8 protein-coding genes are annotated in these 15,529 nt (G+C 47.5%); all 8 read left to right on the forward strand.

Features of this window, described 5'->3' with window-relative positions; genetic code table 11:
* The first annotated feature begins 200 nt into the window (after nt 1-200).
* The 8 genes from AC1XTG_RS17480 (at nt 201) to AC1XTG_RS17515 (ending at nt 15,347) form a co-directional block, all read left to right on the forward strand.
* A complete protein-coding gene (locus AC1XTG_RS17480) occupies nt 201-3,296 on the forward strand; it encodes a SusC/RagA family TonB-linked outer membrane protein (RefSeq protein WP_484842821.1) in 3,096 nt (1,031 codons plus the stop codon).
* An 8-nt stretch (nt 3,297-3,304) separates the two neighbouring features.
* Complete coding sequence (locus tag AC1XTG_RS17485; protein WP_484842822.1) at nt 3,305-4,903, forward strand: SusD/RagB family nutrient-binding outer membrane lipoprotein; 1,599 nt, start codon at nt 3,305-3,307, stop codon at nt 4,901-4,903.
* A 139-nt stretch (nt 4,904-5,042) separates the two neighbouring features.
* On the forward strand, nt 5,043-8,351 hold the full coding sequence (locus tag AC1XTG_RS17490) for a VCBS repeat-containing protein (RefSeq protein WP_484842823.1): 3,309 nt from the start codon (nt 5,043-5,045) through the stop codon (nt 8,349-8,351).
* Entirely contained in the window at nt 8,351-9,664 is a 1,314-nt protein-coding gene (locus tag AC1XTG_RS17495; protein WP_056281350.1) for a vanadium-dependent haloperoxidase, read from the forward strand. The genes AC1XTG_RS17490 and AC1XTG_RS17495 overlap by 1 nt, the downstream gene beginning before the upstream one ends.
* Before the next feature lie 76 nt (nt 9,665-9,740).
* Nucleotides 9,741-10,460, forward strand: a complete 720-nt coding sequence (locus AC1XTG_RS17500; RefSeq protein WP_056281352.1) for an outer membrane beta-barrel protein — start codon at nt 9,741-9,743, stop codon at nt 10,458-10,460.
* Between the two features lie 31 nt (nt 10,461-10,491).
* Nucleotides 10,492-11,052 (forward strand): hypothetical protein, encoded by a 561-nt coding sequence (locus AC1XTG_RS17505; protein WP_056281353.1) that lies wholly within the window; start codon nt 10,492-10,494, stop codon nt 11,050-11,052.
* 198 nt (nt 11,053-11,250) lie between these two features.
* Nucleotides 11,251-12,126, forward strand: a complete 876-nt coding sequence (locus AC1XTG_RS17510; protein WP_484842824.1) for a ThuA domain-containing protein — start codon at nt 11,251-11,253, stop codon at nt 12,124-12,126.
* Between the two features lie 47 nt (nt 12,127-12,173).
* Nucleotides 12,174-15,347: a PVC-type heme-binding CxxCH protein gene (locus tag AC1XTG_RS17515; RefSeq protein ID WP_484842825.1), complete on the forward strand. Its 3,174-nt coding sequence runs from the start codon at nt 12,174-12,176 to the stop codon at nt 15,345-15,347.
* Nucleotides 15,348-15,529 lie beyond the last annotated feature (182 nt).

The following is a 15,529-nucleotide window of genomic DNA, read 5'->3' on the forward strand; positions in this document are numbered from 1 at the left end:
GCATCGTAAGTCATACAACTGTAAGTTTTGTGTATGAATGTGTTTGAAAAATGGCATAAAAAATAAATAATGGCGGGTACTTCCTAAAAATATTTAATTACGAGAGATTTTTGAGATATTTGCCTCTCGGATAAGGAATAAGAACTTTATTCTGTAAACGCCAATTTAACCAAATTAAAAATTCATTAAAGAAGTAATCTATGAAAGAAAAGCTACCCGAAACCCTTCTCCGGGTTTTATTTTCGGTGTTGTTTCTTCTGGTGACTACCTTCTCTGCTTTTGCGCAGGAAAGAACAATCACTGGTAAGATTTTGGATGAAAAAGACCAGGGACTTCCTGGGGCTTCTGTAACCGTCAAAGGAACTACGAAAGGAGCGAATGCCGATGTCGACGGTAATTTCAGTCTGGCCGGTGTCAAAGATTCTGACGTGATCGTGATCAGTTCGATCGGGTACATGAAGCAGGAGGTTACAGTGGGCGCGCAAAGCTCGATCAGTGTTAAACTACAACCTGACGTAGCTAACCTGGAAGAAGTTGTTGTAACTGCCTTAGGTATCTCCAAAGATGCCAGAAAGCTGGGATACTCAGTAACTACAATCGGCGGCGAGGTAATGACCAAAGCCCGCGAAACCAACGTAGCCAACTCACTCGCCGGACGTGTTGCCGGTTTGAACGTGAAAGGTACAAGCAGCGGTCCTGGCGGAACAGCCAAGATCCTCATGCGTGGTATGCCAAGTATGAACTCTGCCGGTTCTCCATTGATCGTTATCAACGGCGTACCAATGGATAATACCCAGCGCGGAAGTGCGGGTGAGTGGGGTGGTGCCGACGGTGGCGATGGTATTGGTAACCTCAACCCTGACGATATCGAAACCATGACCGTGTTGAAAGGTCAGGCTGCTTCTGCACTTTATGGTACAAGAGCGACAAACGGTGTAATCCTTATCAAGACGAAAGCTGGTAAAAAAGGTGATTTCTCTGTGGATTACAACCTGAACTACTCCATGGATTCTCCCCGTGATATGACTGACTTTCAATATGAATATGGTCAGGGTATCGACGGAAAGAAACCGACTACCGTTGAATTGGCAAAACAAACCGGCCGTATGAGCTGGGGTGCTCCTCTGGACGGTTCGCAGGTGATCCAGTTTGACGGAAAGAATTACGCCTATTCCGCACAGAAGGATAACGTGAAGAATTTCTACAGAACAGGTTCCAACTTTACAAACAGCCTTGCCGTAACCAAAGGTGGTGACAATGGATCATTCCGTCTCTCGATCGCAAATCTTGATACCAAATCCATTATCCCTAACAGCGGGCTGAGCCGTAAAACTTTCAACCTGACTGCTGACCAGAACCTTACCAAGAAATTGAGTGTGAATGTACTGGCTAATTATATATTGGAAAATGTAAAGAACAAGCCACAGTTGAGCGACGGTCCTATGAACGCGAACAACGGGATGTTCCTTGCTACCAACATCGATCAGCGCATTCTGGCACCGGGTTATGATCCTGTAACCGGAAGAGAGATTGTGTTCAGCGATGACGAGTATGTTACCAACCCGTATTTCGTAACAAGCCAATACATCAACAATGTAAACCGCAAGCGTTTGATTTCGGCGATTTCTACCAAGTATCAGTTCACTGACTGGATTTACGCGCAGGCACGGATCGGTTATGATAACGCGAATGACAAAATATTCCGTGTAACCCCTTGGGGAACAGGATTCTCTAACCAGGGAAAAGGTGGTCTAGACGAATTGGCCAGCTCACAGCGTACAGAGCTTAACATCGATGGTTTGATTGGTTTTAATAAATCATTCAACAGCGACGAATTCTCAATTGATGCGATCGTGGGTGCTAACCTTAGAAGAAACAGGTACGAAAGAACCTCCATCGGCGGTAGCCCGTTTGTATTGCCTTACCTGTACAGCTGGAACAACGTGGTGAACTTCAACCGTGATTATAACCTTGAAAACACAGAAGTTCAGTCTGCTTATTACAGCCTTGATTTGGGTTACAAAGGAATCCTTAACCTGACTACAACCGGACGCTACGATACATACTCTACTTTGCCTAGCGCAAACAGATCCATCTTCACGCCTTCGGTAACAGGTTCTTTTATTTTCACCGACATGCTGAATGTTGAGTCTCTCAGCTTTGGTAAGCTACGTGCGTCCTATGCACTTACCAGCGGCGAGTTCAAGCCTTACCAAACTCAGGTTTATTACGGTGTAGGGAATGCAATCAATGGTATTCCGACAGGAAATTTCAGCGATCAGCTTCCAAACCTCTTCCTGAAACCATTTACAAAAAGCGAGGTTGAATTTGGTCTTGAATTGAAATTCTTCGGTAACCGCCTTGGATTAGACCTTTCTTATTACGACCAAAAGACCAGAAACGAGATCATGCCTGCGAACTACAGTTCTTCAACAGGTTATGTGAAAGGTGTGGTAGGAACAGGATCTGTTCAAAACCGCGGTCTGGAAGTAATGGTGAATGCAAATCCGGTTAAAACTTCCAAAATAAACTGGAACGTTTCGGTGAACCTTACAAATGTGAAAAACGAGATCCTTAAGACAGACCCAGACAACAACCCGATCAACCTCGGCCAGAACCGTGCTACATTGGGTAACGCTGTAACTGCATTTGTTGTAGGCAAGTCAGGTCCTCAGGTGAGAGCGTATGATTATAAATATGCATCCAATGGTCAGATCATCGTAAACGAGTCCGGTCACCCTGTTGCAGGTAACCTGCTCGACCTGGGTACGGTTCTGCCTACATTATATGGTGGTGTGAATAACGACCTTTCTATTGCAGGTGTGAACCTTTCGTTCCTGGTTGACTACAATTTTGGAAACAAGATCCTTTCTGCCACTGAAAACTACGCTTACAGAAGAGGTTTGCATAAAGCTACGCTTGTAGGTCGCGACGGTATCACAACCGGTGTACTGGAAGGCGGCGCTGCAAATACAGTAGAGGCAAGTGCGCAGGGATATTACACTGCATTGGCTAACAACGTTACCAAGCTGAGCGTACTGGATGGGGACTTCATCAAGCTGAGACAAATCACATTGGGTTACACCATTCCTGCGAAAGTAATGGAGAAATGGCCGTTGATCCGTGCGATTGATGTATCGCTTGTTGCGAGAAACCTGTTCTACTTCATGCGTAAAACAGACAATATCGATCCGGAAGCATCTTTCGGTGCAAACATCAATTACTCAGGTATCGAAGGTACCAGCCTACCATCGACCCGCAACTATGGTGTCAATCTGAACTTCAAGTTTAAATGAAAATGACAATGAGAAAGAAAATATTAGCGGCGATACTTCTTACAGGTCTGCTTCCGGTAGCTTGTACTGATAAATTCGACGCGATCAATACAGATCCTACAAAAGCATCTGCCGAAACCTTTGATGCAAACCTTCTTTTGCCGAGCATTCAGTGGAAGTATGTGAGCGCGCAGGCGGGATATAATGGTTCGATCCTGTTCCAGAGCGGCTGGATGCAGTTGCTTTCGTCTACCACATCAGGTGCTGCTAACTACTATTCGAATGCGGACAAGTATGTGATTTCGAGCAATACCAATTCATACCTGGCAAGTGTGTGGAACACGGATTACAGTGCGGCCAGCTTCGCCTATGAAATGGAGCAGCTGACGAAAGACAATCCGGTACGGTCCAACCTGACCAACGTCGCGATCATCATGCAGGCACAGACACTGTCTACGCTTTCGGATGTGTACGGGGATATCCCTTACATGGAAGCGTTGCAGGCAAAGGCCGGCGTAACGCTGCCCGCTTACGACACGCAGGAAAGTGTTTACAAGTCGCTGCTGCAAAGACTGGATGCTGCTGTGGCAGGTCTTGACGCTTCAAAACCGCTTCCTGCCAACGATGCATTCGAAGGTTATAAGGGAGATGTTACGAAATGGAAAAAGTACGGATACTCGCTGATGCTTAAAATGGCCATGCGCCTGGTGAAAGTGGATCCCGCTACTGCAAAAACGTATGCTGAAAAAGCTGCGGCAGGCGGAACGTTCGCAAGTGTTGCGGATGACGCTTATGTAAGAAGCGACGATGCAAACGGATACACCAATGGAAATGCTTCTGCATTGCAGACACCTGCGGATTTGTACCAGGTAAGATGGAGCAAAAAGCTGATCGATTATCTGAAAGCTTCAAATGATCCGAGACTTGGCGCAATCGCCGAAGTTCCTGCGGCAGGTCTTACTGCCAATCAGAGCCAGAATGCGGGCAATTCAGATCCTGCTGTACAAATGGGCTTGCCAAATGGTTACGATATGAATGGCGGTGCAACTGACATCACAAGATCTCCGGGTTACCCTGGCGCAACCGGAACAGGTGCGGAAGCTACGCCAATCGGTAAGTATTCAAGACCGTCAGCTATTTACAGAAACAGAAATGCTGCATTGTTTGTATTGACTTACGCAGAAACTGAGTTGTTGCTTGCTGAGGCAGTAACGCGCGGGTTCTCGGTAGGAAGCGCAACTGCTGCTGCGCATTACCGCAATGGCGTTTCTGCAGGTATCCAGTCACTGTCCAAATTGGGCGCGGCTATCCCTGCTGCTACTGCAGATGCATACGCGACCGCAAATCCGCTGGTTCCGGCTAACGCATTGAAACAGATCAACGAGCAGTACTGGGCAACAACCGGTATTTTCTTCAACTTCGTTGAATCCTGGAACAACTGGAAAAGATCAGGCTACCCAGAGCTTACACCTATCAATTACGTAGGTAATTTCTCAGGCGGACAAATCCCGAGAAGGCAGCTTTATCCAACTGGTGAAGCTACTTTGAACGGCGCCAACTACACCGAAGCTGTAAACAGGCTTTCAGGGGGTGACAGATGGACTTCCCGTATCTGGTGGGATAAATAAAATGAAAGGGGTAAGAAATGTAAATTTTCTTACCCCTTTGAAATAAAATAGCTTTGCTAAGTTTTAACTTCAACCAAAAGTTGAAGTTTTTTAATTTTAAGTAAATCTCCTCATCCTGAAACTGGTACCCGTGTTTCAAATGAATAGCAAAAGCAGGTATTTCTCTCTTCTTTTTACATTGCTTTTCGCCTCTCCTTTGCTGTTAAGAGGCCAGCAGCCGCTTTTTAAGCTACTTCCCGCCAAGACTACCGGCATCGACTTTATCAATCCGATCAATGAGGATGAACGGAGCAATGTGATGTCCTACGAGTACTTCTATAACGGCGGCGGTGTGGCTGTGGGCGATATTAACAACGACGGTTTCGACGATCTTTTTCTTACTTCCAATACAGGTCCGAACAAATTATACCTTAATCTGGGCGGAAAAGGGCAGTTGATGAAATTCAGGGATATTACCAGTTCTGCAGGGAAGGGATTGGAGGGACGAAAGGGCGGTTGGAAAACGGGCGTGACCATGGCGGACGTGAATGGCGACGGGTTGCTGGATATTCACGTGTGCTACTCGGGGAAAGTACCTGACGAATTGCGCAAAAATCAGCTTTTTATCAACCAGGGAAATCTGAAATTCCTGGAACAGGCGCAGGAATACGGACTGGATAATGTGAGTTACAGCACGCAGGCTGCCTTTTTTGACTATGATAATGACGGAGATCTGGATATGATGCTGCTTAATCACAGTGTCAGGAAGATCGATAATATGGAACTGGCGCGCGCCAAGCAGGAAACCGACGCGCTGGCTGGTAACAAGCTGTTTGAGAATCAAAATAATAAGTTTACAGAAGTCACCCAGAAAGCGGGCATTCACCAGTATCCGCTCACATTCGGGCTGGGTATGGCGATTTCAGATGTGAACCAGGATGGCTGGCAGGACATTTACGTGACAAACGATTACAACGAGCAGGATTACCTTTACATCAACAACAAAAATGGTACGTTCGAGGACGTTACCAAGCAATATTTCAGGCATATCGCCCAGTTTTCAATGGGCATTGATATCGCCGATTTCAATAATGACGGATTGCCGGATATAATGTCGCTCGACATGCTGCCTGAGGACAATCAGCGGCAGAAACTGCTCCAATTACAGGAAAACTACGAGTCGTTTGAATTGATGACCAACCAGAATCTCCATAAACAGTATATGCGGAATATGCTGCAGCTGAACAATGGGAATGGTACATTCAGCGAAATAGCCCAGTTTGCGGGCGTTTCTAACACAGATTGGAGCTGGAGTCCGCTGCTGGCCGATTTTGATAATGATGGTTTTAAGGATCTTTTTGTTTCAAATGGCTATTTCAGGGATTATACCAATAAGGATTTTCTGCGCTACTGGGGCGATTACAAGATCAAGCGGGCTGTGGACAAAGAGCCATTTTACCTGATGGACCTTGTCAAGGCAATGCCTTCAACCAAGCTCGCGAACTATATTTTCAGGAACAACCGCGATCTCACCTTCACTAAAATGCAGGATAAATGGGGGTTGGACCAGCCTTCGATTTCGAGCGGGGCAGTGTACGCAGACCTGGATAATGACGGTGATCTGGATCTGGTTGTCAACAATATCAACGAACCTGCATTCGTGTACCAGAACATGGGAAGCGAATCGAAAGAATTGCATTGGCTGCAAATCAAGGTGAAGCAGACTGGTGCTAATACTGCCGGTACCGGCTCACGGGTTTACGTTTATACCCCTGCGGGAATGCAGTACCAGGAGGTCAACCAGAACAGGGGCTATTTGTCCAGCCTGCCACAGCGGCTGCATTTCGGCCTGGGTAAAGAGGCTGCTGCCGATTCGGTCAAGGTTATTTTTCCTGACGGTTCTATTAAAATGTTGCGTGCCGTAAAAGGCGATCAGCTGCTGGTGGTGGAGCCTGAGAAAGGATTGAAAAAGGAATTGCCCGCCGCCGGAACGGCGTCTGTGTTTCAGGATGCAGGCGACCTGATCACGCATGTTCATGAGGGTTTTAATGAAAATGATTTTAAAAGGCAGCCGCTCATGCTCACGATGTATTCTCAAACCGGGCCAGTTATCGCGAAGGGTGATGTGAATAAGGATGGGTTTGAGGATATCTTCATCAGCGGCGACCAGAACAAGCAGGCAAAAATCCATTTGCAAAAAACCAACGGTACTTTTGTCCGGTTGCCAGGTTTCTCGATTGGCGACGAGAATGTATCCGCTACTTCTGCGGCTGCATTTTTTGATGCAAATGGCGACGGCTATGACGACCTGTACATCGCGAAAGGCGGATATTCCATGTTCGAGCCGAACACTTTTTCATTGCAGGACGAGATTTACATGAGCGACGGGAAAGGGCAGCTGAGCTTGTCGGTACTGTCGCTGCCCAATATGAAAGCGAGCAGCAAATCCTGTGTGCGTCCGTTCGATTTTGATAAAGATGGTGACCTGGACCTGTTTGTAGGCGGCCGCGTCATTCCCGGCAGGTACCCCGAGGCGCCTGTGTCTTTTTTGTTGTTAAATGACGGAAAAGGGAATTTCACAATGAAAGAGTCGCCTTTCTTCAAAATAGGGATGGTAACTGACGCACAATGGGGCGACCTGAATGGGGACGGGAATGCAGAGCTCGTTATCTGCGGTGAAATGATGTCATTGAAGGTATTTTCTTTTAATGGGAAAGATTTTGAAGATCAAACGGCAAGTTACCTGGGAGAAGAGATCAGCGGATTCTGGTCGGCTTTAAAGCTGGAAGACCTGAACGGGGATGGAAAGCCTGATATTATCGCAGGCAATATGGGCCTGAACTCGCAGATCAAAGCCAGCAGGAAAGAGCCGGCTGAACTGTATTTCGCAGATTTTGATAAAAACGGCTCCATTGATCCCTTCTTTAATTTTTACGTACAAGGTAAATCGTACCCGTTTGTAAGCCGCGACGAGCTGAATGACCAGATTTACCCGATGCGTAAGAAGTTTCCTTTTTACCGCGATTATGCGAATGCGTCGATACAGGAAGTTTTCCCGAAAGAAGATCTTGAAAAATCCACCAGACTGGAAGTAAACGAGACGAGAAGTCTTTGCTTCCTGAGCACAAACGGAAAGTTTGAAAAAACAATCCTTCCCGTGCAGGCGCAATTTGCACCTGTATGTTCCATTCTGGTTGAAGACTATAACGGAGATGGGAAAAAGGACGTTTTACTGCTGGGTAACAAGACAGACAATCGTCTCAAAATAGGCAGTATGGACGCCAATTTCGGTTGCCTGCTATCCGGGAACGGACAAGGTGCATTCAGCTACGTTAGTCAGCCGGTTTCGGGATTGTCTGTGCGGGGCGACGTGAAAACCGCATTCAATATCCGGATCAACAAGCAGCCTTTTGTAACAATAGGCGCTTTCAATGAAACACTCCAGTTTTACAGGTACAACAACAAATAATGCGCAGGTACTTATTGATTTTGCTTCTTCTGACTCAGGTTGCTTTTGCGGGAAAAGGCAAAGATGATCTGCGCATGCATTTGCAGCCGGCTGTTTTTTCAGTTACCATGGTGATGATCCACGACGTGGTAAATCCGCCCGCTGCCAGCCGCTTTTATACCTATTGCTTAATGGGAGCCTACGAGATCGCTGCCCGCAACAACAAGCAGATCGTTTCTCCTGCCCGGTTTGTCAAAGGTTTGGAACCTGTTTCGGTGGCAGATAATGGATACAATTACCAGATAGCGGCCTTATACTGCATTCTTGAAACGGGGCGGTTGATCATTCCGTCGGGCTATATGCTCGAAGAGGACCAGAAGAAGCTGGTGATCAGTTTGCTGCGTGAAGGTTATTCACAAAAGGAGGTCGATGGTGCGATAGTAGTTGCACAGGATGTTGCCAAGCAAATTGCGGCAGGTGCGGCGAAGGACGGATACCTTAAACTGAGTACCAGGGTGCGCTACCGGCCTAAGAAAGGCGAAGCTTACTGGTACCCGACGCCTCCTGGCTACATAGAGGGGGTGGAGCCGCATTGGAAAACCATCCGGACTATGATCATCGATTCGAGTGGACAATTTGTGCCAAAACCGCCGGTGGAGTTTAGCAAGGATAGTACCAGTGCTTTTTTCAAACTGACAAAGGAGGTTTACCTCGCGGGAAAGAACTTGAAGGAAGAAGAACGTTTTATCGCATCCTATTGGGACTGCAATCCATTCGCCATCAATACCTCAGGTCACATGTCCATTGGTTTCAAAAAGATCAGTCCGGGCGGGCATTGGATGAACATTACCGGGATAGCCACTACAAAGGCCAGGCTGGACCTAGACAGAGGAATTATGGTGCATGCAATTGCGGCGGCAACTTTAATGGATGGATTTATCAGTTGCTGGGATGAAAAGTACCGCAGCAGCCGCGTCCGGCCGGAAACGGTGATCAATAGGTCGATCGATCCTAAATGGCAGCCGCTCTTGCAAACTCCGCCATTCCCCGAGTACACCAGCGGACACAGTGTCATTTCCACTGCCGTGGCCGAGACGCTTACGTATCTTCTGGGCGATCATTTCTCATTTCGCGATGATACCGAGGTGATTTTTGATTTGCCGACACGCGATTTTAAATCGTTCAGACAAGCTGCGGAAGAAGCGGCTATTTCACGGTTATATGGCGGGATTCACTACCGCGATGCGATTGAGAACGGGCAGGAGCAAGGCAAAGCAATAGGCCAGTTCATTGTGGAAAAGCTTAAAAGCAGCGGCATCAAGCCGGTACTCTGACATTAAGTGCCGGTTGGTAATCGATATTGGGCCAAAATTGGATAGTTTTGGAAACTGTTTTAAGCAATTTTTCATCATGATCAGAGCACTTGCACTGCTTCTTGCATTCGTTTTTTCGGCTGACTGTTTGTTAGGGCAAAACCCGGCGGGCGCTGAATGGAGCAAAGACAGGGATGCCTCGGCCGTGCTGGTCAAAGAGAAAGATGCGAATGTAAACAAGCCGCCTAAATGGGAATATGGTCTGAATGGCGGTTATGCTTACCGGCTTTTCAGGCCGGGCAGGATCTCGGACGTGGCGACTAAAAACTACATAGATGATCTGAAATCCGGGTTTGCTGCGGGCGGGAATGTATCTTATTTCCACTGGCAGAAAGTGGGTTTTGGGCTTCAATACGAATACTATCAGGGTAATGCAGCTTCCGAGGATGGTTTGAAGGAAAAGGTGACGATCCAACACCTGAGCGGCTCGGTGATCTACCGGCACTATCTTAAAAATCATACAACTTCGGTACTGAGCTCATTTATGCTGGGATACCAGCCTTACCAGAACAAGGCTGCACTGAACGGGGATCAGCTTACGTTCACGGGCAGGACGATGGGATGGGGTATCAGTGTAGGTCTGGAACAAAAAATCAGCAGGCATTTTGCCCTTCATCTGACAGGTAACGCCATGATGGGGGCGATTTACAGAATGCAGCGCAAAACGGGCGTCAGCACCCAGACACTCCATTTGTCGAAAGACGACAGCGTCGATCTCTCCCGCGTTTCACTCACATTCGGATTGCGGTTTTTTTGAGTTTTGTTAAGTTTTTACACATACTAATCAGATGACAAATGTCAACGTTGTGACCTGTCTTCTCTTGCTGGCAATGCAGCTTTTTTACTTACCAAATAGTACGAAAAAATCTTTGAGCAAAGCTGAAATAGCAATAGAGATATACTTATTGGATCCGCAAAATGTACGATGCCTGGACAGCAGCATGGCTTTCTTTCCTAATGAATCGGATCTGCCGCAATCACCCCTAATTACAAACGAAGAAATAACCTCGTACCAATTGAAGTGGGATTCGGCTTCGAATGATTCGGTCTATATACTGGAACTTAAAGATGCCGGAATTGATAAAGTTAGCCGCCTGACAGATGTCAGTGTACGCCAGGGTAAACCATTTGCGCTGTGCGTAAACAGGAAGCCTGTATTTGGCGGATACTTTTGGTCACCGTTTTCTTCCTATTCATGCGACTGGATTGTTATTCCATTAAATAGCCTAAACGGCGGATATTCCATATTGGGAAGCTATCCATTGGCGAAATTCCTTCATCAACGCAGTGATCCAAGAAGCAGCAAAGTTCTATTAGCAGCTTTTCGGGAGAGAATTCTCCCTAAATAGCTGTTCATTTTGATCAGTCCACGGATCTTTCAACTAGCATTAAGTAAGGGAGAAATTGGATTCGGGAGTCTTCTAAGTATTAGTGTTATATCTTTCCGGAAAATTTCAGAGTAAACCCGGACAGGATGCCGGGCAATGCGAGGTATTCCGTTATTTTGGATCTTAATTCTAAACTTTTAAAAGGCTAACCTTAATCGCATGACAAAGTTGCTTCACTTCGGCCGCCCCTGGCTGCTGATTTTTACACTCATATCCATTTCCCTATTTGCAAGCGGCGTTGTCAAAGCGCAGAAAAAGAAACCGGTTGTCGTTTTCGTAACCGGTGACCACGAGTATAGCGGCGAAGAGACGCTCCCGATCATGGCAGCCGAGCTGGAAAAGAACTATGGTATGAAAACCATTTTCTTGAAAGCCAAAGACGGCCCAAACGACGAAAAGAACATTCCCGGCCTGGAAGCGCTGAAAGATGCTGACCTGGCGATATTCTATCTCAGATGGCGCCAGCTTCCTCCCGATCAGCTTGCGCACATTGACGCTTATCTAAAAACAGGAAAACCTGTCATGGGTTTCCGCACAACCACCCACGCGTTCAACTTTCCAAAGGGGCACGAGAGTGAAAAATGGAATGCATTCGGCGAGTTTGCATTGAACTCACCTCCGGGCTGGGGCGGCGCTGCCAAGCATACGCATTATGGTCACGAAAGCAGTACAGATGTTACCGTAATTCCTGAACAAGCTAAAAATCCGATCCTCACCGGCGTAAAGGGACCTTTTCACGCGCGCTCCTGGCTGTACCGCGTGCTGCCCGACTACCCGACAAAAGGTTCTACCTGGCTGTTGATGGGCAAATCGGTAAACCCGGACAAGGAAGCGATCGAAAATCCGGTAGCCTGGACAGGTACCAACTCTTTCGGCGCCAAAGTTTTCATGACTACCCTCGGGCACCCGGAAGATTTTAAACTCGAACCTTTTCAGCACCTGATCGTGAATGCGATCCACTGGGAGCTGGGGTTACCTGTTCCTAAATGGAAAGGCAAGATGAACATCGACGTTGCCTATCGCGGCATGAAGTAGTAACACCTGCATACATCCTAATCCCAACCTTTAAGAATACCATTAAAATGTCTAAACCCAGAAGAATCAGCGTTCACGTATCGCTTATTGCATTTGGATTGGCGCTAATTGCGTTCAGTGCTTTCAAGTTCAATCAATCTGCTTCCATTGCCCTTCAAAAAGGCTCGCATATCGTCCTGCTCGGCAATAATTTGGGTTCGAGAATGATGAACTACGATAATTTCGAGACGGAGCTGCACGTGCGCTATCCCCAGAATGAGCTTTTTATTCGCAATATGTGCGATGGCGGTGATACGCCAGGTTTCAGACCGCATGCGAGCCGTAATTCACCCTGGGCTTTCCCCGGCGCTGAAAAATTCCAGACAGAACTGGCAAACCCTTCACAAAGCGAAGGCCATTTTGATACGCCGGATCAATGGCTGACACGGTTAAAGGCTGATGTAATCGTAGCATTTTTTGGTTACAACGAATCTTTTCAGGGTAAGGCGGGATTGGCCAATTACAAGGCCGAGCTGGATGCTTTTATCAAATATACATTGAGCCAGAAATACAACGGCAGCACTGCACCTCAGCTCGCCATCGTTTCCCCGATTGCATTTGAAGACCTCACGGACAAGTACGATCTGCCAAACGGCAAAAAAGAAAACGAGAATTTGCTGTTGTATACCAATGCAATGAAAGAAGTTGCAGGAAAGAATGGCGTCCTGTTCGTGGATGCATTTGCGCCTTCGCAAAAGTGGTATGCCGAAACAAAAGAGCCGCTTACCATTGACGGATCGCAGCTCAATGAAGCAGGTTACAAAAAGCTGGGCTTGCTGCTCGCAGATCAGATTTTCGGAAAATCTTCACCCAAAGCAGAGGCAAACAGGAAGCTGGTTCATGAAGCCGTGGATGAGAAAAACTGGATGTGGCACAACGATTTCAAAATACCAAATGGGGTGCACGTGTATGGCCGCAGGTATAATCCGTTCGGGCCTGATAACTATCCTGCCGAGATCGAGAAGATCCGTGAAATGACGGATATACGCGATAAAGCGATCTGGCTGGCAGCTTCAAAAGGAGAGAAAACGGACCTGGCTGCGGCTGACAAGAACACAAAGCCGCTTCCTCCTGTAAAAACGAATTTTAACCCGGAAAAAAATGGCAGTCTTACTTACCTGTACGGACAAGATGCATTAAGTAAACTGAAAGTGCCGCAAGGATATAAAATCGAACTCTTTGCTTCCGAGGAGGAGTTCCCTGACCTGGCGAAACCGATGCAGATGTCTTTTGATAATAAAGGCCGTCTCTGGATTGCGACTATGCCGAGTTACCCGCATTACAAGCCCGGTGATACAAAGCCTAACGACAAGATTATAATTCTGGAAGATACCAACAATGATGGTAAGGCAGATAAGCAGACTGTTTTTGCGGACGGGCTGCATTTACCGCTTGGGTTCGAGATTGCTCCCGAAGGTGTATATGTGTCACAAGGCACAAACCTGAAATTTTTTGCAGATACAAACGGAGACGATAAGGCGGACAAAATGGAGATTCTCCTCAGCGGCTTTGATGACCACGATACCCACCACAACAGCCACGCGTTTACGGTTGATCCGTCAGGGGCTATTTACTCGGGAGAGGGTGTTTTCCTGCACACCAATGTGGAGACTTCCTATGGACCTGTACGTGCTACAAACGGAGGTTTTTACAGATATGCGCCTCAGCTGAAAAAGCTGGAACGTACCGCGCAATTGTCGATTCCTAATCCGTGGGGTATTGCATTCGACGATTGGGGTCAGCCGTTTTTTGCTGAAACGTCCAGCCCGGATGTACGCTGGATGCTGCCGGGTACTGTGTTGCCAAGATATGGCGAGGCTACGCACAAATCGGTGCAACTGGTGGAGGAAAAGCACCGCGTACGTCCCACATCCGGTCTGGAATTTGTATCCAGCCGCCATTTTCCCGACGAGTTACAGGGTGATTTTCTGATCAACAATACCATCGGATTTCTGGGTACAAAAGAGCATACGCTGGTGGATGACGGAACGGGTTACAAAAGTAAGCACCGCCAGGACCTGGTTGTGAGCGAAGACCGTAACTTCCGGCCTGTTGATATGGAGTTTGCGCCGGACGGATCATTGTATGTGATCGACTGGCACAATATCCTGATCGGGCACATGCAGCACAATGCACGAGATCCTTTGCGTGACCACTCTCACGGCCGCGTGTACCGCATTACTTATCCTTCACGCCCGCTCGTAACGCCTGCCAAAGTAGCCGGCGCGAGCATTGAAGAACTTTTGGATAACCTGAAATTACCGGAATACCGCACCAGATACCGGACAAGAAGAGAGCTGAGAGGACGGAATGCAAATGAGGTTTTGACTAAAATGAACACCTGGATTGCCGGTCTGGATAAAAAAGATCCGAGATATGAGCACCATTTGCTGGAAGGATTGTGGGTAAGCTGGGGCTTGAACAAAGTTGACCAGAAACTGCTGAAACAATTGCTGAAAGCAAAGGATTATCATGCGCGGGCTGCTGCTGTGGAGGTGGTACGCTACACCGGTCACCAGGTACCCGACCAGGCCGCGCTGTTGATGCAGGCTGCCAGGGATGAGAACAGCCGGGTACGCCTGGTAGCTATTGTGGCTGCTTCGTGGATCGGTAAAGAAAAGGGATTGCCGATTCTGGCAGAGGCCAGGAAAATGCCGCTTGACGACTGGATGATCCACGCCTGGGAAGCTGCCGATGCGCATTTAAATGACAGGAATGTCAAGAAGGAAAAAGAAGAAGTGGCTCAAACCTCTCTGAAAGGCAACGATCTGATCCTGTTCAACCAGGGTAAGCAGATTTACGCCAAAGAAGGTTACTGCGCGACCTGCCATCAGCCTGACGGAAAAGGATTGGCTGCAGCCGGTTTCCCTCCGCTGGCCAATACCAAATGGGTACTTGGAAGCGACGAGCGGCTGATCAAGCTCGCATTGAAAGGTCTGCTTGGGCCCATTGAAGTGAATGGGCAGAAGTACCCCGGACAAGTGCCGATGACACCTTTCGGCGGACTTTTGAAAGACGACGAAATGGCTGCTGTGCTCACCTATGTAAGAAACTCATTCGGTAATAAAGGGCCCGCTATTTCGCCGGAGAAGGTGAAGCAGGTACGTGCTGCCACTGAGAGTAAGAAGGATTTCTACTCACCTGATCAGCTCCTGAAGGAACACCCGATGGAGAAAATGTAATGAGATATAAATTTCAAACGAAGAGAGCGGCCAGGTGCCGCTTTCTTCGTTTAGAGCCTGTAAGTGACATCGTTGACGAAGATTTGGCGGAAAGTTTGAGATTAAATGCTTTAAGTTTTTAGATTTGTCTTACGCAGCCAGGTTGTAAGCCCTGCCGATAGCTGCCCACCTCTCATCTATCA

The sequence above is a fragment of the Dyadobacter sp. HNCC25DJ183 genome, assembly GCF_056895175.1.